Here is a 22,905-nt window from a genome sequence, read left to right as displayed (position 1 = left end):
AACAGCCGCTATTTTCGCGTCCGCTTTCAATCCATCCAAGATTTGGAGATCTCTATGTTTAAGGGTTCTATTACCGCTTTGATTACACCGTTTGACCGTGATGGTGCGATCGATGAAAAGGCGTTCCAGGATTTTGTGGATTGGCAGCTTAAACAGGGCACGGCGGGTGTTGTGCCTGTCGGAACCACCGGTGAATCGCCGACCCTTAGCCATGCCGAACACCATCGCGTGGTTGAACTGGCACTTGAAGTTGCCAAGGGGCGCGGCCCGGTTATCGCCGGTACAGGTTCAAATTCGACCGCAGAAGCCGTTTCGCTGACACGTCATGCCCAGAATGCCGGTGCGGATGCAGCCCTTGTTGTGACACCTTATTACAACAAACCGACCCAGGCGGGACTGCATGCGCATTACAAAGCGATTCACGATGCGACCGACATCCCGATTGTGATTTACAACATTCCGGGCCGTTCGACCGTTGACATGTCAGTTGATACCATGGCGTCGCTTGCGAAATTGCCGCGCATTGTTGGTGTCAAAGATGCGACCAGCGATCTTGAGCGTCCTGCATTGACCCGTTTGGCAGCAGGGGCTGATTTCTGCCAGCTTTCGGGCGAAGACGGGACAATTGTTCCCTTCCTTGCACAGGGCGGACATGGTTGCATTTCGGTGACATCAAATATTGCCCCGAAACTCTGCGCTGATCTTCATAGCGCATGGGCGGCAGGGAACCTTTCGAAGGTTCAGGAGTTGAATTATCGACTGATGCCGGTTCACAAGGCGATGTTCTGTGAATCGAGCCCCGGACCTGTAAAATACGCGGCAGAACTTCTCGGCCTGTGTGGACGCCACATGCGTCTGCCGATGGTCGAGATTGCCGATGAAACCAAACGCAAGGTCGAAGCCGCGCTTGAGGGCGCTGGTATTCTCGGCCACTAGGCGATTAAAGCTGATTTATGGCACCCAAGAAAGAGACCGATAACACGAATATCGTCGCGCAAAACAGGCGCGCCCGCTTTGATTTTTTCCTGACGGAAACTTTTGAAGCCGGGATCGTTTTGCGTGGAACCGAGGTCAAATCGCTGCGCGATGGCAAAGGTAATATTCAGGAATCCTATGCCGAGGCCAAAAATGGCGAAGTTTGGCTGGTGAACTGCTATATTCCTGAATATCAAAGCAAAATGCCGTTCGGGCACGAAGAACGCCGTCCGCGCAAGTTGCTGCTGCGTAAGCGTGAAATCACAAAAATGCACGACGCGTTGAACAAAAAGGGTTTCACCCTTGTTCCCGTGAAACTGTATTTTACGGAACGCGGCATCGCCAAACTTGAAGTAGCCATCGCGGAAGGTAAGAAAAAAGCCGATAAGCGAGAAGCGGTTAAAGCGCGTGATTGGCAGCGCGATAAAGCGCGTATTCTGCGCGATTTTAGCTGATATTGACCGTTAGCAGGTAACATCGCGCGCATGTGAATTGCACGCGGTCCAAGATTTAGTGATTAAATGGCGTCGTCATGGTGAACATGTTGACGCCATTTTCCGTATCAGCTTGTAGTAAAGGAGAGTTCTGTGACGCAAAGTTTCAGTGGCAAAATCAAGGACAAGCTGATTGCGGCCAAACGCAAATGGGCCGAAGACGGGCGTCTTCTGACCGGTGCTGCGGATGAAAAGCACGAGAACCGTTTGCCGCCGGGCCAACGTTTGGTCAAGGATTGGCCGGTTCTTGATCTTGGTATTACGCCGCATATCAGTCCAGATGCTTTTGAACTGTCAATTACGGGGGAGGTAGAAAACCCGCTCATCCTTGATTTTCAAGCGCTTCTTGATCTGCCAAATGTTCAGGCAAAGAATGATATTCATTGTGTCACCAGTTGGTCGCGGTACGATAATCACTGGCATGGTGTGTCGGCGTTGGCACTGGCTGATATCGTCAAGCCGACCAAAGATGCGACGCATGTTTTGTTCACCGCCCATGACGGCTATACGACCAATGTCCGAATTGATCAGTTCCTTGATGACGATGTGCTCATCGCCCACCATTGGGAAGGTGAGCCCTTGACCGAGGAGCACGGTGGTCCGGTTCGCGTGGTTATTCCGAAGTTGTATTTCTGGAAAAGTACGAAATGGGTGCGCGAGATCAATTTCGCCAAGCACGACAAACCGGGATTCTGGGAAGAACGCGGATATCACAATAACGCCGATCCCTGGACGGAGGAACGATATGGCTAGACTCGATTACCCAAGTAGCAAGTCATTTCAATTCGTTGTATTGTTTTCGCTTCTTCTTGTAATAGTCATTTTTTCCGGGAGAGGAAGTATGGCATCGGGTGATGCGCACACTGCGTATGACTTTTCATTTCCTGCCATTGATGGTGGTGAAATTAATCTGTCAGATTATCGTGACAAGCTCGTCTTATTGGTCAATACCGCATCTATGTGTGGTTACACGCCGCAATATGAGGGGCTGCAAAAGCTGTGGGACGATTACAAGGACGATGGTTTGGTCGTTCTGGGCGTGCCATCAGGTGATTTTGGGGGGCAGGAATATGGTGACGACGCAGCAATCCAGGATTTTTGCGAAGTCAATTTTGATATCGATTTCCCGCTGACGTCCAAAACCGGGGTTAAGGGGCCAGACGCTCACCCATTTTTTAAGTGGGCGGAACAAACACTTGGTGCGGATAATGCGCCGCAGTGGAACTTCCATAAATATCTGATTGGTCGGGACGGGGCGCTCATCAACAGCTTTGAAACGCGCGTCAAACCCGGTGATGATGAAGTCATCATCGCAATCAAGGCCGGACTTGCAGATTAGTAACTCATTTCCCGAGTAGCCTGACTTGACTTCAGATAGATGGGCGGCTGTGATTAACGCCGCCCGTCCATAACATCCAAAAATGCCAAGCCATATTGGTCGAGCTTTTTCACGCCAACGCCATTGATGGACATCATGTCTTCAAGGGTGCGGGGTTTGAAACGCACCATTTCCCAAAGTGTCCGGTCGCTAAAGATCACATACGGCGGGACATTCTGGCCCGTGGCGAGCTCACGGCGCATGGTGCGCAGCCGTTCCCAAAGATCGCGGTCTTCTTCATTTTCAAATTCAGTATCGAAATCGCGCAGGCGCCGCGTTGTTGCGCGTTTGCTTTCGCCCGGGTCTTTACGCATTTCAACGACTTTTTCACCGCGCAAAACCGGTCGTGAGTCTTCGGTCAGATAAACGCCGCCATGGCCTTCGACATCGACTTGCAGATACCCCATCGCGAGAAGTTGACGGAAAACAGACCGCCATTGCGGCTGGGCAATGTCTTTGCCAATGGCATAAACCGAGATGTTGTCGTGACCGTTCTGACGGATTTTTTCAGTTTTGCGGCCGATCAAAACCTCGATCACATGGGCCGGTCCAAACCGCTGTCCGGTGCGGTAAACCGCCGATAGGGCCTTGCGTGAGGCCTCGGTCGCGTCCCATGTTTCCACAGGTTCAAGGCATGTGTCGCAATTACCACAAGGCTCGTGGCGATCTTCGCCAAAATACGACAAGATGACTTGTCGGCGGCATTTGGTTGTTTCGGCAAGGCCAACAAGCGCGTCGAGTTTGCGCGATTCAATGCGCTTTTGCGCTTCGGGGGCTTCGGAGCCGGCGACCATGCTGCGGATCGATACGATGTCAGACAGGTCGTAATTCATCCACGCATTGGCGGGCAGCCCATCACGACCCGCACGGCCGGTTTCCTGATAATAGGCTTCCATGCTTTTGGGCAGATTGAGGTGGGCGACAAACCGGACGTTGGGTTTGTCGATCCCCATGCCAAAGGCCACGGTGGCGCAAATGATCATTCCATCTTCGCGCAGGAAACGGTCCTGGTGGCGTTGGCGCACGTCCTGTGTCAAGCCGGCGTGATAGGGAAGGGCCGGGCGACCATTATCGGTCAGCCATTGGGCGATGTCTTCGGTTTTGCGACGCGACAGGCAATAGACAATCCCGGCATCTTCGACGTGTTCACGGTTTAAGAATGACAATAACCGCTGTTTGGCGTTGCCCTTGGTTTCAATCCGGTACGTGATATTGGGGCGGTCAAAGCCGGTCAGAAAGCACTGGGCATCTGTCAGATGAAGGTTTTCGGCGATGTCTTTGCGCGTTGGTGTATCTGCCGTTGCGGTAAGGGCAATGCGCGGCACATGGGCAAAGCGCGTCGGCAACAGATCAAGGCGACGATACTCGGGGCGGAAATCATGGCCCCATTGCGATACGCAGTGGGCCTCGTCAATCGCAAACAGCGAAATGCTAATGCGGTCCAAAAGGTTTAAAAACCGATCAGATGCAAAGCGTTCCGGTGCGACATAAAGCAGATCGATGTCGCCATCAATCGCACGCGCCTCGATCTCGCGCGCGGCATCGGGGGCCAGTGTCGAATTGATAAAGGCGGCCTTCACGCCAAGCTGGCTTAGCGCGTCGACCTGATCTTTCATCAAGGCAATCAGGGGCGAGACAACAATCGCGGTCCCCGGTCGGCAGAGGGCTGGAACCTGATAGCAAAGCGACTTGCCGCCGCCGGTTGGCATCAGGACAAGCGCATCGTTGCCGGCAATCACATGGTCAATGACTTCGGCCTGTTGACCGCGAAAACTGTCATAGCCAAAAACGTCTCGCAGAACGTCAATCGGCAGACGTTGAGCAGGTCGGTCGAGCAAGTCGTGCATGGGTGGTATATCGGGCAATTTAACCGTCCAGATGTGCGCGGATGTCGACAAAGACGTTTTCAAACATCTCTGGCGTCAGGCGATAGGTCTGGGTGTTGTAGCGCGAACAGTGATAGCTATCAAACAATGTGATGCCATTTTCCATGCGATGTGATGCACGGTGGGCGAATTTAAATGCTGAAAGCTTCAAGCCATAGGTGCGCATCATTGCCTGATGGGCGACTTGACCAAGGCACAAAATGGCCGAAAGGTTGGTCATCGCGTCAAACTCACTGATCAGGAACGGGCGGCAGGTGTTGGCTTCTGGCCCGGTCGGTTTATTTTCCGGCGGAACGCATTTAACGGCGTTGGTAATGCGACAATCAAGCAGTTCCAGCCCGTCATCAGGACGTTTGTCGTAGGTGCCTTTGGCAAATCCAAATTTTTTGAGCGTGTCATAGAGAAGATCGCCGGCATAATCGCCGGTAAACGGGCGGCCTGTGGCATTGGCACCCTTTAGGCCGGGGGCAAGGCCGACAATCAAAAGTCGGGCATCAATCGGGCCAAATGGCCGCACCGGGCCATTGTAGAAATGGGGAAATTTTTCCTGATTTGCCCGGCGAAATTCAACAAGGCGCGGGCAAAGCAGGCAATCTCGGTCGGGCTGCTGATAGGCGGTCATGGCAGATCTGACAGTTTGCCGGTTACGGTGCGGGCCGTAACCGGTCGTGATCAGGATGGGCGGGGCACGGCGTTCAATCAGGTGTAGTCGAACTCATCATCAAGTTCAGGGTGGTCGGGGTGATCATCAATGTCAGGATGATCATCGTCGCGACGTTGCTGAACCTTGCGTGCGATTGTGCCTTCAAGGTCGGTCAGTTCGATGAAATTGTCGGCCTGACGGCGCAGTTCATCGGCAACCATCGGCGGGTTCGATTTAACCGTGGAGACAACCGTTACCCGGACACCTTTGCGCTGGATGGCATCGACTAGGCGGCGGAAATCACCGTCGCCCGAGAAAATAACAACATGATCAAGGTGTTGCGCCATTTCCATGACGTCAATCGCCAACTCGATATCCATGTTGCCTTTGATTTTGCGACGGCCAGTGGCATCGGTAAATTCCTTGGTCGGTTTTGTGACCATGGTATAGCCGTTGTAATCAAGCCAATCGACAAGCGGGCGAATGGGGGAATATTCCTGATCTTCAATCAGCGCCGTGTAGTAAAATGCACGGATCAACTGACCTTTTTGCGAAAACAGTTCCAAAAGGCGTTTGTAATCAATGTCAAAACCAAGCGCACGTGCCGCAGCGTAGAGGTTGGAGCCATCAATAAAGAGCCCGATCCGCTCTTGCGGGTAAAAAATCATCATATAAATTCCTCAAACATCAAATTTAAGTATGCTGTTCCTAAAAAAAACGGAACACCAAATGTTTACCGTGGGTAGGTGGACAAGGAAAGGTGAAAATGTCACAGAATGTCATAGACAGAATATGCTGACTCCCTTAGATATGCCGTCTTTCCCGACACCCACAGACCCGAAAGCCTGCTTTGTGAGCACCTCGTCGACGTCCAACAGTCACCATACGTCTGAAAACGCTATTCTGATCGCTTTCGGTGCAAATCTGCCTACCGATCAATATGGTGCGCCAGCGCAAACATTGAAGGCGGCACTGGAACATTTGGCCAAGGATGGCGATGTTTTGGTGGATTGTGTGTCATCATTTTATGAAACAGCCCCGGTGCCGGTTTCCGATCAGCCTTGGTATGTGAATGGTGTTGCGCGGTTGTCGACGGACCTTTCTGCCCATGATTTGCTATCACGTCTGCATGACGTTGAATCTGAATTTGGTCGGGTGCGTCGCGAACGCAATGCCGCGCGGGTGATTGATCTTGATCTGGTTGCCTATGGCCGTGAGTTGATCGCCGAAGACGGCGGAATTCAGGTACCCCATCCCAGAATGGCAGAACGGGCGTTTGTTCTTTTGCCGTTGCGCGATGTTGCGCCAGGGTGGGTGCATCCGGTTTTGAACAGGTCGGTCGAAGACCTGATTTCCGATCTTCCATCCGATCAGCAGATCAGACAACAGGTAGATCGCTAAAAAATGCAGTGAAAACCTGTTCTAAAGTGTGGTTTCGCTGTTGCAACACAAACGATCCGGCGCTATAAAGCTCGGTCTGGACACCCCAAAAGTTTTTCTGGAGACATTTATGGCGCGCGTTACCGTCGAAGATTGCGTAGACAAGATTCCGAACCGCTTTGAGCTGGTTATGATTGCTGCTCAGCGTGCACGCAACATTTCGGCTGGCGCTGAACTGACCATTGATCGTGACAACGATAAGAACCCTGTTGTTTCGCTTCGTGAAATCGCTGAAGAAAAAGTTGATTTCGACGAACTGCGCAATGGCTTGGTTCAGGGTCTGCAGCGACATGTTGAACCTGATGAACCAGAAGAATCCGAAGACGATTTCGGACCGAAACTGGTTGCAGAAGCAGTCCAAGATGCGTCGGTTGGTGTGGTTGCACCATCCGAAGAAGAATAAGGTCACAGCGACGTTGTTGTGAGACCGTTTCAAAAGAAAAGCCACGGTGTTTATCTTCCGTGGCTTTTTTTTGTCTAAATCGTACTATCTTATGAACGGGGCGTGGTTTGTGCCCCAGTCGTGATTTGCGGAGATGCCCCCTGAATGATGCGTCAATATGAACTTGTTGAACGGGTAAAGGCTTACGACCCCGATGCGTGCGAAACCACGCTTAATCGGGCCTATGTCTATGCGACCCAGAAACATGGTTCTCAAAAGCGCGCCTCGGGCGATCCATATTTTTCCCATCCGATCGAAGTCGCGGGCATTCTGACCCATTACAAGCTCGATTGCGATACGATCATCACGGCGCTTCTGCATGACACCATCGAAGATACCGATGCCACGCCAGAAGAAATTACCAAGCTGTTTGGCACCAACATCCTCAAGATGGTGGATGGTGTTACCAAGCTGACCCAGATCGAGTTGAAATCAGCCGATTCAAAGCAGGCCGAGAACTTCCGCAAGCTGCTGCTTGCCATGTCAGAAGACATTCGGGTTCTGTTGGTCAAGCTGGCGGATCGCCTGCACAATATGCGCACGTTGCATTACATCGACAAACCCGAAAAACGGGTGCGCATCGCGGCAGAAACGCTTGAAATTTATGCCCCGCTTGCTGAACGCATCGGTATGCATGATATCAAGGAAGAGCTCGAAGATCTGGCGTTTCAGCATATCAACCCTGAAGGCCGTGACTCGATCCTTGCCCGGTTGGAGTTCCTGCGTGAGAAGGACGACAATGTTGTTAATCGCATTGTCTCAGAGCTTAAAGACGTTATCGTGCGCCAGGGCCTGAAGGTTGATATTTATGGGCGTGAAAAACGGCCATATTCGATCTGGCAAAAGATGCAGCGCAAGAACATCACCTTTGGTGAGCTGTCTGACATCATGGCGTTTCGGGTTTTGGTCGAAGATATGCCGCAATGTTACGAGGTTCTTGGCTATTTGCATGCCAATTACAAAGTCGTACCGGGGCGGTTCAAGGATTACATTTCGACCCCAAAACCGAACGGTTACCGGTCCATTCACACAACCGTTCTTGGCCCGGAAAACCATCGTATCGAGGTGCAAATACGTACCCGTGAGATGCACGAAGTAAACGATAACGGCGTTGCGGCACACTGGGCGTACAAGCAGGAAGGTGGCTCGCAAAAGGCTGGCCCGCAAAAAGAAGGTGTGCAGTATCGCTGGCTGCGCGATCTGCTTGATATTCTTGAACATGCGTCCGAGCCTGAAGAGTTCCTTGAACACACCAAACTTGCGATGTTCCAGGATCAGGTGTTCTGCTTTAGCCCGAAGGGCGAAGTCATTGCATTGCCAGCACGCGCAACCCCGGTTGATTTCGCCTATATGATCCATACCCATATCGGCGACACTTGTGTCGGGGCAAAGGTCAATGGTGCGATGGTCCCGCTGCGCACCGTGCTGAATAACGGTGATCAGGTCGAGATCGTCACGTCAAAGGCGCAAACGCCTAATCCGACGTGGGAACGGTTTGTTGTTACTGGCAAAGCACGCGCGCGAATTCGCCGGTTCATTCGCCAGCAGCAGGAAGACCAATACAAGGACCTTGGCAAAGCGATCCTGCAAAAGGCGTTCCGTCAGGAAGGCTATGATTATTCTGACAAGGCCATTGATGGTGTTCTGAAAATCTTCAAGCTGCCAACGGTTGAATCATTGCTAAGCTCGGTCGGGGCAGGGCACCATACCGGGCGTGAAGTTGTTCATGCCGTATTCCCGGGATCGAAAGACACCGAAACCGCGCGCAAGATTATACCGCTTGAAAAAGGGCGCCCCCGCAAGCACGAGCATGCCATCCCGCTTAAAGGGCTTATTCCGGGCATGGCGGTGCATTATGCCGGGTGTTGTCATCCCTTGCCGGGCGATCGCATTGTCGGGATTGTGACGACGGGTAAGGGCGTTACGATCCATACGATTGACTGTGACACGCTTGAAACCTTTACCGAGCAGCCTGAACGCTGGCTTGATGTTGGCTGGGACAATGATGGCGACCCTGAACACTTCATCGGGCGCCTTGGCTTGACCGTCGGGCACGAGCAGGGCGCGCTTAGTTCCATTACCAGTGTGATTGCCAAGAACCATGGCAATATCACCAATCTGCGCTTTACCAACCGGACCACGGATTTCTTTGAGATGTTGATTGATGTCGATGTTGTCGATGTCAAACACCTGACCAATATCATTGCCGCTTTGCGGGCAACCCCGGTGGTCAATACTGTGGAGCGCGCGCGCGGGTAATGGGGAAACGTAACGTCCTTCGCCTTTTCGATTGTTTCGGCGTAAAAGCCTTGCCAAGTGCGCAGGTAGCACTTACCCATATGCCTCGACTTTGTCTTGGTTTACCTGATTTTTCCCAGAACTGATCCCACATGTTTCGGCGCCGCATCAAACCAAATTCCTTTGAAAAGTTTCGCAACGTGGTTTGGCCGCGCGGCGGATGGCGGCGCTCGTCGCAATATTTTGCCCACCGTGTCGCACGTTTGCCCGGTTCCCCCTATAGCATCGCCTCGGGTTTTGCGATCGGGGCGGCAGTTTCCTTTACGCCGTTTATCGGGTTTCATTTTGTTCTGTCTGCGATTCTAAGCTTTGTCTTGCGAAGCAATCTTGTTGCATCGCTGCTGGGCACGATTATCGGTAATCCCTGGACATTCCCGTTTATCTGGATATGGCTTTATACCAGCGGAAACTGGATACTCGGTGTGGATGAAACCGCACAGGCGGTTCATTTTGATATGACCGTTCTTTGGGATTTCATCACCTTGGGGCTGAGCTATATTGGCGGGGGATTGATTTTTGGCCATTGGGATCCGGCCGATCACACGACACTGGGAAATCTGTGGCATGGCATTGTCGATATTATCTGGCCGATGATCGTTGGCTGTGTTCCGACTTCACTTGTGGTCTGGATGCTGTTTTACTTCCCGGTGCGCCGTGCTGTGGGGATTTATCGCCATAATCGTATTTTGCGTCGCATGAAAAAATCGGATCGCCATGGTTTGGTGCCGATGCTCGAAAGTGCGAAGGAAAAGATCGGAAGTGCGGCAAAGAGTGCCACCAAAAAGCAGGATGAAACTTCATGAGTTCGAAACTTCGGCTCGGCGTCAATATTGACCATGTTGCGACTGTGCGGAATGCCCGTGGGGGTGTTGCACCTGATCCTGCACGTGCGGCCGCCCTTGCGCAGGCCGCCGGTGCAGACGGAATTACAGCGCACTTGCGCGAAGACCGTCGTCATATTTCTGATGATGACATGAGAAAGCTTCGTGAACATATTGATATCCCTTTGAATTTTGAAATGGCCGCAACCGATGAGATGCTGGCGATTGCGCTTGAAACAAAGCCGCATGCTGTTTGTCTGGTTCCGGAAAAACGTGAAGAACGCACGACCGAAGGCGGTCTTGATGTCGCTGGTGGTCACAATCATCTTAAGCGGTTTGTGTCTGAGCTTGGTGATGCTGGTATCCGGGTATCGCTGTTTATCGAAGCATCGAAAGAACAGCTTGATGCGGCCAAAAGTCTTGGCGCACCCGTTGTTGAAATTCATACCGGTGCCTATTGTGATGCGCAGACCGAAGATGACCGTAACCGGGAACTTCAGCGTATCGGCAAGGCTGTTGCCTATGGTTCTGCGATCGGGCTTGAAATCCATGCCGGGCATGGGCTGAATTACGACACGGTCAAACCGATTGCGGCGATGCCGGCTATTGCAGAACTTAACATCGGGCATTTTTTGATCGGCGAGGCGATCTTTGTCGGTCTGGAAGCTGCTATTGGCAAAATGCGCCGTCTTATGGATGACGCGCGTGGCATTGAAACGGGTGCTAAATGATTATCGGGATTGGCACAGATTTGTGTGACATCCGCCGAATAGAGACGGCTCTTGAGCGTCACGGCGAACGTTTCATGAAACGTGTCTTTACCGAGGTTGAAATTGCCCGTGCAAAGCGCCGCCCGCATCGGACTGCATCATCGCTTGCCATGTCTTTTGCTGCCAAAGAGGCGTGCTCAAAGGCATTGGGAACAGGCTTTCGCCGGGGTGTTTATCACAATACGATGGGGGTTGTGCATCAACCCAGTGGTAAACCTGACATGGTTTTGATAGACGGTGCTTTGAAAAGACTTGAAGAATTGACCCCTGACGGGAAAATTGCATCAGTGTATGTGACGTTGACGGATGAATATCCATTGGCCAACGCTGTTGTGGTTATTTCGGCGGATTGACAGATTAAAGTGATTGGTAAGACACGGAATGGAAAAGCTAGTGCATAAAAAGAAAACGGGTGGAATTCTCGATACTCTGAAAACCGTTTTCTGGGCCGTTCTCATCGCGCTTCTGGTTCGCACATTCGCATATGAGCCGTTTAACATTCCGTCCGGGTCGATGATTCCGACCTTGCTGGTCGGCGATTACCTGTTCGTGTCAAAGTTTTCGTTCGGGTATTCCAAGCACAGTTTGCCCTTCAGCCTGCCGCTGATACCGGGTCGTGTGATGGAATCACAGCCTGAGCGCGGTGACGTTGTTGTTTTCAAACTGCCGTCTGATACGTCGCAGGATTACATCAAACGTGTGATCGGACTTCCGGGTGATACCGTTCAGGTGACCAATGGACGTCTTTACATCAACAACAAGATGGTCGAACGCGAACGGATCGAAGATTACATCCTGACCGATGGGACCGGGCGTTCAGCAGCCGTTGCACAGTATCTTGAAACGCTTCCCAATGGTCGAGTGCACCGTATCCTTGAGCTGTTTGGCGATCAGGGGCCAAGTGACAACACCGAGCCATTTACCGTACCTGAAGACCATTTCTTCATGATGGGTGATAACCGCGACAATTCGGCAGACAGCCGCGCATTCCCGTCACGCTTCCGCTTCGTTCCGATTGAGAACCTTGTTGGCCGCGCTGAATTCCTGTTCTATTCCAAGGACAGTTCGCAGCCGATCTATGATTTGGGCAGCATCCGCTATGACCGCCTGTTCCAAGGGGTTAACTGATGGGCGATGGTGCTCCGCTGATCCCAGAAATTGATCACGGTTTTTCTGACCCGGACCTTCTGCGTGTCGCCTTAACGCATCGTAGTGCGGCAAAGGGCAAAGACGCACTGAGTGGGGGCAACGAACGCCTTGAGTTCCTTGGCGATCGTGTTCTTGGTCTGGTCGTGGCTGATATGCTATACACCCGTTTCGGGCGCGAACGCGAAGGGGCTATGGCCAAGCGTTTCGTCGCCCTTGTGCGGCGTGAGACACTTGCGCGTGTTGCAGTACAGATCCATCTGGGTGATCACATCCAGATGGCAAAAGGTGAACGCGCCGCAGGTGCCGATACCAATCCGGCAATTTTATCTGATTGCATGGAAGCAGTGATTGCCGCACTCTATCTTGACGGTGGCTTGGAACCGGCGCGTAGCTTTATTGAAAAGCTGTGGACGCCGCTTCTTGATGAAGATAACAAACCGCCTCAGGATGCGAAAACCCAGTTGCAGGAATGGCTGCAAGGACGCGGGAAGCCGCTTCCAAAGTATGAAATGGTTGGCCGCGAAGGCCCAGCCCATGCACCTGTTTTTACCATCGAGCTGACCACCAGTGACGGTGACAGTGTCAGTGCCGAAGGCAAATCAAAACGTGAGGCGGAACAGATAGCCGCCCAATTGATGTTGGATAAACTGAGCTATGAATGAGGTTCCCACACCTGTGAGTGAAGACAGATTACCTTATCAGCAGCGCTGCGGCTTTGTTGCACTTGTTGGTGCACCAAACGCAGGTAAATCGACCCTGCTGAACCAGCTTGTCGGTACGAAAGTATCGATTGTCTCGCCCAAGGTGCAGACAACCCGTACCCGTGTGCGCGGTATTGTCATGACCGAAGACGCACAAATTGTTTTCATTGATACGCCGGGGATTTTCGCCCCCAAACGCCGCCTTGACCGTGCCATGGTCAAAGCCGCGTGGAATAGTGCAGATGATGCGGATCTGATTGTTCTTGTTATTGATGCCGGGGCTGGTGTTACCGCAGAAGATCAGGCCATCATCAAGCAGCTTAAAGATCAGCACCGCAAAGCCATATTGGCCTTAAACAAGGTCGACAAGGTTACGGATAAGGAAAAACTTCTGCGCCTGTCGCAAGAGCTTTTTGCGCATGAAGTCTTTACCGATGTGTTTATGATTTCAGCCAAAAAGGGTGCCGGAACACAGGATCTGGTTAATTTCCTTTCGGCAAAAATGCCTGATGGCCCTTGGATGTTCCCTGAAGACGATGTGTCTGACATGCCGCTTCGTCTTCTGGCAGCGGAAATCACCCGCGAGAAGCTATATTATCAGCTTCAGCAGGAGTTGCCGTATTCTGCAACGGTGGAAACCGAGCTTTGGGAAGAGCGCAAAGACGGTTCAGTCAAGCTTGAGCAAACCATTTTTGTCGAGCGTGAAGGCCAAAAGGCCATCATTCTGGGCAAGGGTGGCAAACGGATCAAGGCACTGGGCAGTGATGCGCGCAAGGAACTTGAGGCGATTTTCGAACGTCGTGTTCATTTGTTCTTGTTTGTTAAGGTGCGTGAAAACTGGGGCGACGATCCCAATCGGTTCGCCATGTGGGGTCTGGATCCCAACGCCTGATTTAAACGCGCCGTACGGATGAGCTATCAATCACGGGATAGATAATGGAAATCGGATCGTTTTGGGGCGTTGTCTTGATTGTTGTTGGCGCTGTTGCCGCAATGATTGTTGCACGCATTGCCAGAAAACCTTTCCGGAAACGGATTGATCGTTCGTCCGTACGACGCGAAACCTCTTTTTTGCATCGACCACTTAACCTTGTTGCGCTGCTGGCAGCGCTGAGCATCTTTTTGCTCGGGTTGTTCTGGAAGATGACGGGCGGAGGCCCGAATTAATGACCAAACATTCCACCGATCCAATCGATATGGCTGTCGAAGACGTCGAAAACCGTTCCTGGGGTAGAAAAGCTGTTCTGGGCGTGGCGCTTTTCTGTCTTGCGTCCTGCTTGATTGGTTTCTTTTTCCTTGTGACCCGACTGATAGTGCCCAGCGGCTTTTTCTAAGGTGCGTGCATGGACTGGCGTGATGACGGCATTGTTCTTTCGACACGCAAACTAGGCGAAAATGCCGTTCGTTTATCCGTCCTGACCCGTGACTATGGCCGCCATGCTGGCATGGTGCGAGGTGCCACCAGCAAATCAATGCGCGGTACACTTGAGCCGGGCAATGAAGTGCGGGTGGGGTGGTCGGCACGGCTGGCGGAACATCTTGGGCAATTTCGCTGCGAGTTAACCGGTGCGCATGCGGCTGACCTTTTGCTGTCTGCGGGGCCGTTGATGGCGATGAGTTCGGCCTGTGCCATGCTTGATGCGACCTTGCCCGAACGTGAATCCCATCCTGATTTATTCCATGGAACCATCGCATTGCTGTCGGCTTTAAAGGCCGAACAGTGGCTGCCGGCCTATATCCGTTGGGAGGTCGGCCTTCTTGACGAACTTGGTTATGGTCTTGCACTTGATTGCTGTGCGGCGACAAATGCGACCACGGGGCTTGCTTATGTATCGCCCAAAAGTGGGCGGGCTGTGGCGGAAGAAGCCGGTCATGCGTATCGTGATCGTCTGTTGCCATTACCGGCCTTTCTTGCCGGTGGGCAGGGATCGGACGCACGCAAGGCCGCACCGCTTTCTGATCAAATACGCGATGGGCTTAAGCTTACCGGGTTCTTCATTCATCGCGATATTTTCGAAGCAAAAGCCCTAAAGCCTGTCGCGGCACGCGACCGTCTTGTCAGCCATGTCTGGCGGTCTGTGCCCGTGTAAGAAAAATAAATCACCCATTTTGTACAGCACATGTTGACCACTCCTACGCCGGGCGTAGTATGTTGCCAGAACAGTGAGACATTAACGCTAAAACCGTTTGTGTTGTCACACCTGTCCATTCTGCAAAGAAATAAGAAAAACCGTTCATGAGCACCAAGACTTCCGACCCGGCCGGTGCCGGCCAAATCAGGGAAACCCGCCTTGCCGACGCGCTGAGCGAACGTTACCTTGCTTATGCGATGTCGACGATCATGTCGCGTTCTCTTCCCGATGTTCGCGATGGATTGAAACCAGTACATCGCCGTCTTCTTTTCGCCATGCGCCAATTGAAATTGAACCCGGAACACGGGTTTAAGAAATGCGCGCGTGTGGTTGGTGACGTGATCGGTAAGTATCACCCGCATGGTGACCAGTCGGTCTATGACGCGCTTGTGCGTCTGGCACAGGATTTTGCGGTGCGTTATCCGCTTGTCGACGGGCAGGGTAACTTTGGCAATATTGACGGCGATAACGCCGCGGCCATGCGATATACCGAAGCCCGCATGACCGCCGTTGCGGCGGCTTTGATGGATGGTCTCGACGAGGACGCGGTTGATTTCCGGTCGACCTATGACGGTGAAGAACAAGAACCGATCGTCATGCCCGCCGCGTTTCCGAACCTTTTGGCGAACGGTGCGTCGGGCATTGCAGTTGGTATGGCAACCAACATTCCGCCCCACAATGCCGATGAGCTGTGTAAAGGTCTGATCAAGCTTATCGACAATCCGGAAACCTCCATCGCAGAGCTTGTGCGCTGTGTGCCGGGCCCCGATTTCCCGACGGGTGGTGTTCTGGTTGAGCCGCGTGAAAATATTCTTGAGGCCTATGCGACCGGGCGTGGGTCCTTCCGCTTGCGCGCCAAATGGGAAGTCGAAAAACTCAGCCATGGCCTCTATCAGGTTGTGATCACTGAAGTTCCCTATCAGGTTCAAAAGGCCAAGCTGGTTGAACGCATCGCCGACTTGATGATTGCCAAGAAGCTGCCGCTTCTTAATGATGTGCGCGATGAATCGACCGATGTTATCCGTCTTGTTCTGGAACCACGCACCCGTGCGGTTGAACCAGAACATCTGATGGAAATGCTGTTCAAAAACACCGAACTGGAAATCCGGTTTGGTTTGAACATGAACGTTCTTGATGGCGATAACACGCCGCGTGTGATGAATTTGCGCGAAGTTCTTCGCGCGTTTCTGGCGCATCGTCAGGATGTTCTGATCCGTCGTTCCAACCATCGACTGGCCAAGATCAATCATCGTCTTGAGGTGTTGGAAGGCTATCTTGTTGCCTATCTGAACCTTGATGAGGTCATCCGTATCATCCGGTTTGAGGATGAGCCAAAGGCGTCTTTGATGAAGGCGTTTGACCTGACAGAAGTTCAGGCCGATGCGATCCTTAATATGCGTCTGCGGTCTTTGCGCAAGCTCGAAGAGATGGAAATCAAGAACGAGCACGCCAAACTGACCGAAGAAAAGGAAGGCCTGGAAGCGCTTCTTGCCAGCGAGACAATGCGTTGGGAACGCATTCGCGACGAAGTCGAACTGATGCGCGAAAAGTTTGGCAAGAAAACAGCACTTGGCAAACGCCGTACCGAGATCGGCGATGCGCCAGAGGAAATTGAAGTCCCGCTTGAGGCCCTGATTGAACGAGAACCGATTACGATCATTTGTTCGAAAATGGGCTGGGTTCGTGCCCTTAAGGGGCATGTTGCCGATCTTGGCGATCTTAAGTTCAAAGATGGTGACGAAGGCCGCTTTGCGCTGAAGGCCTTTACGACCGACAAAGTGATTATCTTGTCAACGGCGGGGCGTTGTTACACCATGTCGTGTGACAAGCTGCCCGGTGGTCGTGGCAATGGTGAACCGATCCGTCTGTCAATCGACCTGCCACAGGAACATGACATCGTCTCCATGATCGTTCACAAGAATGATCGTAACCTGCTTGTGGCAAGTTCAGCCGGACGTGGTTTCCAGGTTGCTGAGAAAGACGTTGTCGCCCAGACCAAGAACGGCAAACAGATCCTTAATCTTGGTGCGGGTGAAGTTGCCAAGATATGCCTGCCGGTCGAGCACGATCACGTGGCCGTTTTGGGCGATAACCGTAAACTTCTGATCTATCCGATTGCCGAAGTGCCTGAAATGACGCGCGGCCGCGGCGTGATTTTGCAGAAATACCGCCAAGGCGGTCTTTCGGACCTGATCATGTTCAAGCTTGAAGACGGTCTGAGCTGGGCCATGGGCGGCAACGAAGGCCGTACCCGGACTGTGACCGATCTTGCCGAATGGACCGGCAAACGTGCCGGGGCAGGGCGCCTGCCGCCAAATGGTTTCCCACGGTCCAACAAGTTTGAATAAGCTTTGATTTGTTGAACGCAGAACGATTGAAAAGCCGGATGGAGCCGTTCCATCCGGCTTTTTTTATGGTCGGACGGGCCAAAGACATCTGAAACAGTATCCATGACAGTAAAAATGCCCGGAAATGGCGGAAATACGCACCAAAAGATATAGCGCTTTCGATGTTTAATATGTAACTTCGCAACCTGAATAACAGGAAGCCCGCAATTTTCCTGTGCGATACATAAGGGCTTGGGAGTGGAAAGTGAGATTTCTGGGAAATTTCGTCCGCGCGATTGATGGTCTGAATGACCTGATCGGTCGTGGGGTCGCTTGGCTGGTGATCCCGATGGTGGTGATTACTTTTTTGGTCGCCACATTACGATACGGCTTCGCGATCGGCTGGGTTTCGATGCAGGAAAGCTATATGTGGCTTTACGGCATCATGTTCATGGTCGGCGCGGGATATACGCTTTTGCATGGAGGTCATGTGCGCGTTGACGTGTTTTATCGTCCGGCATCTGCGCGCTATAAGGCGTGGGTTGATCTGTTTGGATCGCTGTTCTTGCTGATGCCGGTTATCATCATGATTCTGATGTATAGCTACCCGTATGTTGTGACCAGCTGGCACCGTCTTGAAGGGTCGCACGAAACGGGCGGTCTTCCGGGGCTGTTCCTTTATAAATCCGTGATTCTTGTGTTTTGCGTTTTGATGCTGCTGCAAGGGTTGTCCCTGGCAGCGCGCAGCGTTCTGGTGCTTGCCGGTCATAAAGAATTTGAAATCAGCGAAGAAGAGCACGAGGGCGTTTGATGACAGGTGAAGTTCTTAGCCTGGTAATGTTCGCCGTTGCGTGCGGCGTGCTTATTCTTGGTTTTCCGGTTGCCTTCTCGCTTGCGGGCACCGGTCTTGCTTTCGCACTGATTGGTAATGCGCTTGGCGCGTTTGATATGCCGCTTCTGGGCTCTTTGCCGTCACGCTATTTCGGCGTGATGACCAACGAGCTTTATGTTGCGATCCCGCTGTTCGTCTTTATGGGCGTGATGCTCGAACGTGCACGCATCGCCGAAAAACTGCTGACCACCATGGGAATGCTGTTTGGCACCATGCGAGGTGGTCTTGGTATTTCGGTGGTGATTGTCGGCATGTTGCTCGCGGCATCCACCGGTATTGTCGGTGCGACGGTTGTTACAATGGGCTTGCTGAGCCTGCCTGCGATGAACAAAGCCGGGTATGATCCGAAACTGTCGACCGGTATTATTTGTGCGTCGGGCACCTTGGGGCAGATCATTCCGCCGTCAATCGTGCTGGTTCTGCTTGGTGATATCCTGCAAGGGGCCTATGCCGAAGCACAGCGTTCGATTGGCAACTGGGCCCCTGAGCCGATTTCGGTGATGGACCTGTTTGCAGGTGCCTTTATCCCGGGGATCATGCTGGTTGCGTTGTATATCGGCTGGATCATCATCAAGTCGATCATTGATCCCGAATCTGCACCAGCCCTTGTCGAAGGCAAACGTCCGGAAGGGCTTTGGGGGGAGGTGCTGCGCGCACTTTTGCCGCCGGCTCTTTTGATTGTTGCGGTTCTGGGATCGATCCTGACCGGGATTGCCACACCAACGGAATCGGCTGCTTTCGGCTCTGTCGGTGCGATGGTTCTGGCGGCGTTCTATCGTCGTCTTGATATGGCAGTTCTGCGCCATGTTGTGCGTCAGACGGTTCAGGTCAGCGCGATGGTGTTTGTCATCTTGCTCGGCGCGTCGGTGTTCTCATTGGTGTTCCGTGGTCTTGGTGGCGATCAACTGGTTGAAGACCTTTTGCACAACCTTCCGGGTGGCACGTTTAGCGCGATTCTGGTGGTCATGCTGTTGATGTTCTTCATGGGCTTCTTCCTCGACTTCATCGAGATCGTGTTTGTTGTGGTCCCGATTGTCGGTCCGATCCTGCTTAAGATGGATATTGACCCGGTCTGGCTGGGCATCATGATCGCCATTAACCTTCAGACCAGCTTCTTAACCCCGCCATTTGGGTTTGCGCTGTTCTATCTGCGTGGTGTGGCGCCGCCCTCGATCAGGACGATGGATATCTATCGCGGTATTATTCCGTTCGTGGTTATTCAGATGCTGGGCTTGTGCCTTGTCGCAGCCTTCCCATGGCTTGCGACGTGGCTGCCAAGCGTTCTGTTCTAGCCACTAACAATATCCAAAACGATCTTGCGAGAAGGGCACCCAAATGGGTGCCCTTCTTCGTTTCTGGGCATCTTTCGGATCGAATGGTTTGTATGAAGCGCACATGAAAAAAGAGCTGGCAAAATGCCAGCCCTTTGTCGTTTCCGTAAGACGGAGACTTAGTATTTGAACGGCAGGATACGTGCCTGTGCGAAGGACGATTCCGAGAATTTCGACCATGCGATCGACTGGGTACGGAATTTAATCAGGCTTTCGAACACTTCCTGCGACAGTGGGTTGGACGAAACGAGATCACGCAGAACTTCGCCCGATAGTTTACCAAGGCCCGTCAGAATGTCGTCAGAGAACGGACGTACATCGACATTGTGCTTGTCACGCAGAGTCTCAAGCGCCTGATTGTTCCGTGCGGTGAATTCCGACAGGACCATCTGGTTCACGGCCGTGTTGGCCTGCGCAACAATTGCCTTGAGATCATCAGGAAGAGCATTCCATGCATCAAGGTTGATGAAGTTGTCGAGAACGGTTGCTGGTTCATGCCAGCCCGGATAGTAGTAATATTTCGCCGATTTATAGAGGCCAAAGGCCAAGTCGTTGTATGGACCAACCCATTCCGTTGCATCAATTGCACCAGACTGCAGAGCCGGCGGAATTTCGCCCCCCGGAAGGTTCACAACGTTTGCACCGGCTGCTTTGACGACTTCGCCACCAAGGCCCGGAATACGCATTTTCAGACCTTTGTAGTCATCAATGGTATTCATTTCCTTGTTGAACCAGCCGCCCATCTGGGTTCCGGTGTTGCCTGACGGGAAGAACTTGCAGTTCAGTTCAGCATAGACCTTGTCGGCCAACTCCTGACCGCCGCCCCACTGGAACCATGCATTCTGTTCCTGTGCGTTCAGGCCAAACGGCATTGCCGCAATATATTGAGTCGCGTCGACTTTGCCTTTCCAGTAGTAAGGCGCGCCATGACCCATTTCAACGGTGCCATTGCCAACAGCGTCGATTGCTTCAAATGCGGGGACAATTTCACCCGCACCGAAAACAGTGATTTGCAGACGGCCATCGGATGCTTTGTTGATGTATTCTGCAAGCAGATTCCCGCCCGTACCCAGACCTGGAAAGTTTTTTGGCCATGTCGTGACCAGACGCCATTCACGGACATCTTGTGCAATTGCCGGTTTGGCAAAGGTCGATGCAGCGGCAGCAGTTGCACCTGCTACTGCGGCGCCAGATAGAAATTGGCGACGTTTCATTTGTTACAGCCTCCCAAAGATGCAAGCTCATGATTTATATGTAAAAGCCAGTTAATTGACTTTGTCAGGCAGCTTATATGCGTCTTTGGGTGCAGGCAACCGGGGATCGAGTTGCATGATTGGACTTTAGTATAATGTGGAAAAATAGATGTCAGGAACTGCCGTTGGGACGGGCTTGGGTTGCGTCTTCTGACATGATTTCCCATCGACCGTTCTTGAAGCCTTCAAGCGGCTGGAAACGCATTTTATAAGACATTTTACGGCAATCAGAAATCCAGTACCCCAAATAAATATGAGGAAATTCAAACGCCTGTGCTTCGGCTATCAAGTCCAAAATGATGTAGGTCCCAAGACAGCGCTTATGTTCCTTGGGATCAAAAAAGCTATACACCGCCGAAAGACCATCAGACAAATTATCAACCAGTGCGACGGCAATCAGGCTGCCATCCGGACGCCGGTATTCAAAGATGGATGTGTCAATCGTGCTGTCTTCGACCATCGCGCGGTAATCACGCGCATCCATTCGTGCCATGTCACCATTGCCGTGGCGTGCATCCTGATAGGTGCTAAAAAGCTGAAACTGTTCCTGAGTAGCTGACGCAGGCACGATGCTGCGCACAATGTCGTCATTCTTGGCTTGAATGCGGCGAAAGGAACGACCGGGTTTGAAATCAGCACACGACACCCGAACCGGCACACAGGCGTTGCAATCGCTGCAGGCGGGAAGATACGCAATTGAATGACTGCGGCGGAACCCGGCACGTGACAGAAGATCATGAACACCATTGGATTCTGGCCCACGCAATTCTGTTACCAGCTTGCGTTCAAAACGCCCAGGCAAATAGGGGCAGGGCATTGGGGCCGTCATGAAATAATGCTGGGTAAGTCGGCGCTGATTGACTGTCATTTAGCTCTTCTGTGTCCCGATCACATTCAACCTTCTCTATTATATGAGATTAAGTGTTGTTTGTGACAGTTTAAAGGGCTGAGACACAAAAGGACCGCGCAAACCCGGTTTGCGCGGCTGTTTTATGGCTGTGACGGGACGGAGAATGACGGACGTCGCACCGGGGCTGGTGATGTTCTTGGGTCAATGTTTTCCCCCGACGTGCCCGTTGTTTCCCCACCTGTACCACTTTCCTGACCACCCTCAAGTGCGGTGCGTTCACCGGTACCGCGCAGCAACGTAATGCTGATGCGTCGGTTGCGCTCGTTATCAGGGGCCTCGGGCATCAGTGGGTCGGTATCGGCAAGACCGGCAACTTTGGCAAAGCGGTCCGTATTCAGACCAAGATCTTCAAGGGTTCTGCGTGTTGCAAGTGCGCGTTCAGAGGAAAGTTCCCAGTTTGAATAGCCGTCGGCGCGGTTAAACGGAACCGAGTCTGTATGTCCTTCAATTGCAACGTCTTGTGGTAGTTTTGCAATGATCTCAGCGACCTTTTGCAGAAGCTTTTTGGTATGTTCGGCCATCGACGGGCTGCCGCTTGGGAACATTGCTGTGCCGTCTTCGTCAAGCAGCTGGATGCGAAGGCCTTCATCGGTGTCTTCAATGCGGATATTCTTTTCGAGCCCTTGGAGCTCTTCGCTGCTTTCGATGGCTTTGCGAAGTTCTTCCTGAGCTTCATTGAATTCCTGTTCTTCCATTTGGGCCACGCGAATGGCTTCGCGTTCATCGGGCGATTGTTGTGGTGGAATATCCATACTGACGGTTGGAGACCCAAATTCAGACCGCAACGCACCTTCTTCGGCAAGACTGGTACCGCCCAGCAAACCACCCGACCCAGAGTCGTTTTGAGAAATGGTTTCGGGGGTGAAATAGTTTGATACCCCCTGAAGCTGTTCTTCGGTGGCGCTTGAAAGCAGCCACAGCAACAGGAAAAACGCCATCATTGCCGTCACGAAGTCGGCATAAGCAACCTTCCATGCGCCGCCATGGTGGCCGTGTCCACCTTTCTTGATTTTCTTTATGACGATATCAGGCATGCGTCGTACTTTTCCCTAAACCGGAACTT

25 protein-coding genes are annotated in these 22,905 nt (G+C 52.4%); 19 read left to right on the top strand and 6 right to left on the bottom strand.

The annotated features are described in order from the left end of the window. Positions 1 to 54: 54 nt before the first annotated feature. From dapA to AMM48_RS02500, 4 genes are all read left to right on the top strand, one after another. Positions 55 to 936: a 4-hydroxy-tetrahydrodipicolinate synthase gene (dapA, locus tag AMM48_RS02515; RefSeq protein WP_102782974.1), complete on the top strand. Its 882-nt coding sequence runs from the start codon at positions 55 to 57 to the stop codon at positions 934 to 936. 17 nt (positions 937 to 953) lie between these two features. Next, the gene (gene smpB, locus AMM48_RS02510) at positions 954 to 1,430 is read left to right on the top strand and encodes an SsrA-binding protein SmpB (RefSeq protein WP_022732326.1); all 477 of its coding nucleotides are present in this window, start codon (positions 954 to 956) and stop codon (positions 1,428 to 1,430) included. A 132-nt stretch (positions 1,431 to 1,562) separates the two neighbouring features. Continuing rightward, positions 1,563 to 2,222 carry a sulfite oxidase-like oxidoreductase gene (locus AMM48_RS02505; protein WP_102782785.1) on the top strand — a complete coding sequence of 220 codons (660 nt, stop codon included), beginning with the start codon at positions 1,563 to 1,565 and terminating at the stop codon, positions 2,220 to 2,222. After that, a complete protein-coding gene (locus tag AMM48_RS02500; protein WP_244271095.1) occupies positions 2,215 to 2,808 on the top strand; it encodes a glutathione peroxidase in 594 nt (197 codons plus the stop codon). The genes AMM48_RS02505 and AMM48_RS02500 overlap by 8 nt, the downstream gene beginning before the upstream one ends. A gap of 53 nt (positions 2,809 to 2,861) precedes the next feature. On the opposite strand, the gene recQ is transcribed toward AMM48_RS02500, so the two are convergent. The 3 genes from recQ to AMM48_RS02485 all read right to left on the bottom strand — a co-directional run bounded on the left by recQ (position 2,862) and on the right by AMM48_RS02485 (position 6,044). Continuing rightward, entirely contained in the window at positions 2,862 to 4,694 is a 1,833-nt protein-coding gene (recQ, locus tag AMM48_RS02495; RefSeq protein WP_022732323.1) for a DNA helicase RecQ, read from the bottom strand. Positions 4,695 to 4,713: 19 nt separating this feature from the next. Then, positions 4,714 to 5,355: a uracil-DNA glycosylase gene (locus AMM48_RS02490; RefSeq protein ID WP_102782783.1), complete on the bottom strand. Its 642-nt coding sequence runs from the start codon at positions 5,353 to 5,355 to the stop codon at positions 4,714 to 4,716. 77 nt (positions 5,356 to 5,432) lie between these two features. Beyond that, positions 5,433 to 6,044, bottom strand: a complete 612-nt coding sequence (locus tag AMM48_RS02485) for an NYN domain-containing protein (RefSeq protein WP_028791546.1) — start codon at positions 6,042 to 6,044, stop codon at positions 5,433 to 5,435. A gap of 184 nt (positions 6,045 to 6,228) precedes the next feature. Between AMM48_RS02485 and folK the strand changes: the two genes are divergently transcribed. The 15 genes from folK to AMM48_RS02415 all read left to right on the top strand — a co-directional run bounded on the left by folK (position 6,229) and on the right by AMM48_RS02415 (position 19,640). Continuing rightward, positions 6,229 to 6,777: a 2-amino-4-hydroxy-6-hydroxymethyldihydropteridine diphosphokinase gene (folK, locus tag AMM48_RS02480; protein ID WP_244271094.1), complete on the top strand. Its 549-nt coding sequence runs from the start codon at positions 6,229 to 6,231 to the stop codon at positions 6,775 to 6,777. Positions 6,778 to 6,886: 109 nt separating this feature from the next. Continuing rightward, positions 6,887 to 7,219, top strand: coding sequence for a DNA-directed RNA polymerase subunit omega (rpoZ, locus tag AMM48_RS02475; protein WP_022732319.1), 333 nt, complete (start codon positions 6,887 to 6,889; stop codon positions 7,217 to 7,219). A 144-nt stretch (positions 7,220 to 7,363) separates the two neighbouring features. Beyond that, on the top strand, positions 7,364 to 9,517 hold the full coding sequence (locus tag AMM48_RS02470; RefSeq protein WP_102782781.1) for a bifunctional (p)ppGpp synthetase/guanosine-3',5'-bis(diphosphate) 3'-pyrophosphohydrolase: 2,154 nt from the start codon (positions 7,364 to 7,366) through the stop codon (positions 9,515 to 9,517). A gap of 131 nt (positions 9,518 to 9,648) precedes the next feature. Then, positions 9,649 to 10,359, top strand: coding sequence for a DUF2062 domain-containing protein (locus AMM48_RS02465; protein ID WP_022732317.1), 711 nt, complete (start codon positions 9,649 to 9,651; stop codon positions 10,357 to 10,359). Next, the gene (locus tag AMM48_RS02460) at positions 10,356 to 11,108 is read left to right on the top strand and encodes a pyridoxine 5'-phosphate synthase (protein WP_102782780.1); all 753 of its coding nucleotides are present in this window, start codon (positions 10,356 to 10,358) and stop codon (positions 11,106 to 11,108) included. Before AMM48_RS02465 ends, AMM48_RS02460 begins: the two co-directional genes overlap by 4 nt. Next, positions 11,105 to 11,500 (top strand): holo-ACP synthase, encoded by a 396-nt coding sequence (gene acpS, locus AMM48_RS02455; RefSeq protein ID WP_022732315.1) that lies wholly within the window; start codon positions 11,105 to 11,107, stop codon positions 11,498 to 11,500. The genes AMM48_RS02460 and acpS overlap by 4 nt, the downstream gene beginning before the upstream one ends. Before the next feature lie 28 nt (positions 11,501 to 11,528). Next, the gene (gene lepB, locus AMM48_RS02450) at positions 11,529 to 12,275 is read left to right on the top strand and encodes a signal peptidase I (protein ID WP_022732314.1); all 747 of its coding nucleotides are present in this window, start codon (positions 11,529 to 11,531) and stop codon (positions 12,273 to 12,275) included. Continuing rightward, positions 12,275 to 12,958, top strand: a complete 684-nt coding sequence (rnc, locus tag AMM48_RS02445) for a ribonuclease III (protein WP_022732313.1) — start codon at positions 12,275 to 12,277, stop codon at positions 12,956 to 12,958. The genes lepB and rnc overlap by 1 nt, the downstream gene beginning before the upstream one ends. Then, positions 12,951 to 13,889, top strand: a complete 939-nt coding sequence (gene era, locus AMM48_RS02440) for a GTPase Era (protein WP_022732312.1) — start codon at positions 12,951 to 12,953, stop codon at positions 13,887 to 13,889. The genes rnc and era overlap by 8 nt, the downstream gene beginning before the upstream one ends. A gap of 44 nt (positions 13,890 to 13,933) precedes the next feature. Further along, positions 13,934 to 14,164, top strand: a complete 231-nt coding sequence (locus tag AMM48_RS02435) for a hypothetical protein (RefSeq protein WP_102782779.1) — start codon at positions 13,934 to 13,936, stop codon at positions 14,162 to 14,164. Then, positions 14,164 to 14,331, top strand: coding sequence for a hypothetical protein (locus AMM48_RS22125; protein WP_022732310.1), 168 nt, complete (start codon positions 14,164 to 14,166; stop codon positions 14,329 to 14,331). The genes AMM48_RS02435 and AMM48_RS22125 overlap by 1 nt, the downstream gene beginning before the upstream one ends. A gap of 9 nt (positions 14,332 to 14,340) precedes the next feature. Next, entirely contained in the window at positions 14,341 to 15,087 is a 747-nt protein-coding gene (gene recO, locus AMM48_RS02430; RefSeq protein ID WP_102782778.1) for a DNA repair protein RecO, read from the top strand. 146 nt (positions 15,088 to 15,233) lie between these two features. Next, positions 15,234 to 17,477 carry a DNA topoisomerase IV subunit A gene (gene parC, locus AMM48_RS02425; protein ID WP_022732308.1) on the top strand — a complete coding sequence of 748 codons (2,244 nt, stop codon included), beginning with the start codon at positions 15,234 to 15,236 and terminating at the stop codon, positions 17,475 to 17,477. A gap of 244 nt (positions 17,478 to 17,721) precedes the next feature. Next, positions 17,722 to 18,267 (top strand): TRAP transporter small permease subunit, encoded by a 546-nt coding sequence (locus AMM48_RS02420; protein ID WP_181951539.1) that lies wholly within the window; start codon positions 17,722 to 17,724, stop codon positions 18,265 to 18,267. After that, a complete protein-coding gene (locus tag AMM48_RS02415; protein ID WP_022732306.1) occupies positions 18,267 to 19,640 on the top strand; it encodes a TRAP transporter large permease subunit in 1,374 nt (457 codons plus the stop codon). The genes AMM48_RS02420 and AMM48_RS02415 overlap by 1 nt, the downstream gene beginning before the upstream one ends. A gap of 158 nt (positions 19,641 to 19,798) precedes the next feature. On the opposite strand, the gene AMM48_RS02410 is transcribed toward AMM48_RS02415, so the two are convergent. From AMM48_RS02410 to AMM48_RS02400, 3 genes are all read right to left on the bottom strand, one after another. Continuing rightward, positions 19,799 to 20,893, bottom strand: coding sequence for a TRAP transporter substrate-binding protein (locus AMM48_RS02410; RefSeq protein ID WP_102782777.1), 1,095 nt, complete (start codon positions 20,891 to 20,893; stop codon positions 19,799 to 19,801). A 151-nt stretch (positions 20,894 to 21,044) separates the two neighbouring features. After that, on the bottom strand, positions 21,045 to 21,800 hold the full coding sequence (locus tag AMM48_RS02405) for an arginyltransferase (RefSeq protein WP_102782776.1): 756 nt from the start codon (positions 21,798 to 21,800) through the stop codon (positions 21,045 to 21,047). Between the two features lie 122 nt (positions 21,801 to 21,922). Further along, a complete protein-coding gene (locus AMM48_RS02400) occupies positions 21,923 to 22,876 on the bottom strand; it encodes a flagellar motor protein MotB (RefSeq protein WP_102782775.1) in 954 nt (317 codons plus the stop codon). Between the last annotated feature and the right edge of the window lie 29 nt (positions 22,877 to 22,905).

This window comes from Thalassospira sp. GB04J01, from assembly GCF_000751115.1.
In the GTDB taxonomy this organism is placed as follows: domain Bacteria; phylum Pseudomonadota; class Alphaproteobacteria; order Rhodospirillales; family Thalassospiraceae; genus Thalassospira; species Thalassospira lucentensis.
This window is presented reverse-complemented; position numbering and strand designations above follow the sequence as displayed.

Excerpts from the sequence above, each read along its gene's own strand:
- dapA (WP_102782974.1), top strand. The coding sequence starts at position 55 with ATGTTTAAGGGTTCTATTACCGCTTTGATTACACCGTTTGACCGTGAT.
- smpB (WP_022732326.1), top strand. The coding sequence starts at position 954 with ATGGCACCCAAGAAAGAGACCGATAACACGAATATCGTCGCGCAAAAC.
- AMM48_RS02500 (WP_244271095.1), top strand. The coding sequence starts at position 2,215 with ATGGCTAGACTCGATTACCCAAGTAGCAAGTCATTTCAATTCGTTGTA.
- recQ (WP_022732323.1), bottom strand. The coding sequence starts at position 4,694 with ATGCACGACTTGCTCGACCGACCTGCTCAACGTCTGCCGATTGACGTT.
- AMM48_RS02490 (WP_102782783.1), bottom strand. The coding sequence starts at position 5,355 with ATGACCGCCTATCAGCAGCCCGACCGAGATTGCCTGCTTTGCCCGCGC.
- AMM48_RS02485 (WP_028791546.1), bottom strand. The coding sequence starts at position 6,044 with ATGATTTTTTACCCGCAAGAGCGGATCGGGCTCTTTATTGATGGCTCC.
- rpoZ (WP_022732319.1), top strand. The coding sequence starts at position 6,887 with ATGGCGCGCGTTACCGTCGAAGATTGCGTAGACAAGATTCCGAACCGC.
- AMM48_RS02470 (WP_102782781.1), top strand. The coding sequence starts at position 7,364 with ATGATGCGTCAATATGAACTTGTTGAACGGGTAAAGGCTTACGACCCC.
- AMM48_RS02465 (WP_022732317.1), top strand. The coding sequence starts at position 9,649 with ATGTTTCGGCGCCGCATCAAACCAAATTCCTTTGAAAAGTTTCGCAAC.
- AMM48_RS02460 (WP_102782780.1), top strand. The coding sequence starts at position 10,356 with ATGAGTTCGAAACTTCGGCTCGGCGTCAATATTGACCATGTTGCGACT.
- acpS (WP_022732315.1), top strand. The coding sequence starts at position 11,105 with ATGATTATCGGGATTGGCACAGATTTGTGTGACATCCGCCGAATAGAG.
- lepB (WP_022732314.1), top strand. The coding sequence starts at position 11,529 with ATGGAAAAGCTAGTGCATAAAAAGAAAACGGGTGGAATTCTCGATACT.
- rnc (WP_022732313.1), top strand. The coding sequence starts at position 12,275 with ATGGGCGATGGTGCTCCGCTGATCCCAGAAATTGATCACGGTTTTTCT.
- era (WP_022732312.1), top strand. The coding sequence starts at position 12,951 with ATGAATGAGGTTCCCACACCTGTGAGTGAAGACAGATTACCTTATCAG.
- AMM48_RS02435 (WP_102782779.1), top strand. The coding sequence starts at position 13,934 with ATGGAAATCGGATCGTTTTGGGGCGTTGTCTTGATTGTTGTTGGCGCT.
- AMM48_RS22125 (WP_022732310.1), top strand. The coding sequence starts at position 14,164 with ATGACCAAACATTCCACCGATCCAATCGATATGGCTGTCGAAGACGTC.
- recO (WP_102782778.1), top strand. The coding sequence starts at position 14,341 with ATGGACTGGCGTGATGACGGCATTGTTCTTTCGACACGCAAACTAGGC.
- parC (WP_022732308.1), top strand. The coding sequence starts at position 15,234 with ATGAGCACCAAGACTTCCGACCCGGCCGGTGCCGGCCAAATCAGGGAA.
- AMM48_RS02415 (WP_022732306.1), top strand. The coding sequence starts at position 18,267 with ATGACAGGTGAAGTTCTTAGCCTGGTAATGTTCGCCGTTGCGTGCGGC.
- AMM48_RS02410 (WP_102782777.1), bottom strand. The coding sequence starts at position 20,893 with ATGAAACGTCGCCAATTTCTATCTGGCGCCGCAGTAGCAGGTGCAACT.
- AMM48_RS02405 (WP_102782776.1), bottom strand. The coding sequence starts at position 21,800 with ATGACAGTCAATCAGCGCCGACTTACCCAGCATTATTTCATGACGGCC.
- AMM48_RS02400 (WP_102782775.1), bottom strand. The coding sequence starts at position 22,876 with ATGCCTGATATCGTCATAAAGAAAATCAAGAAAGGTGGACACGGCCAC.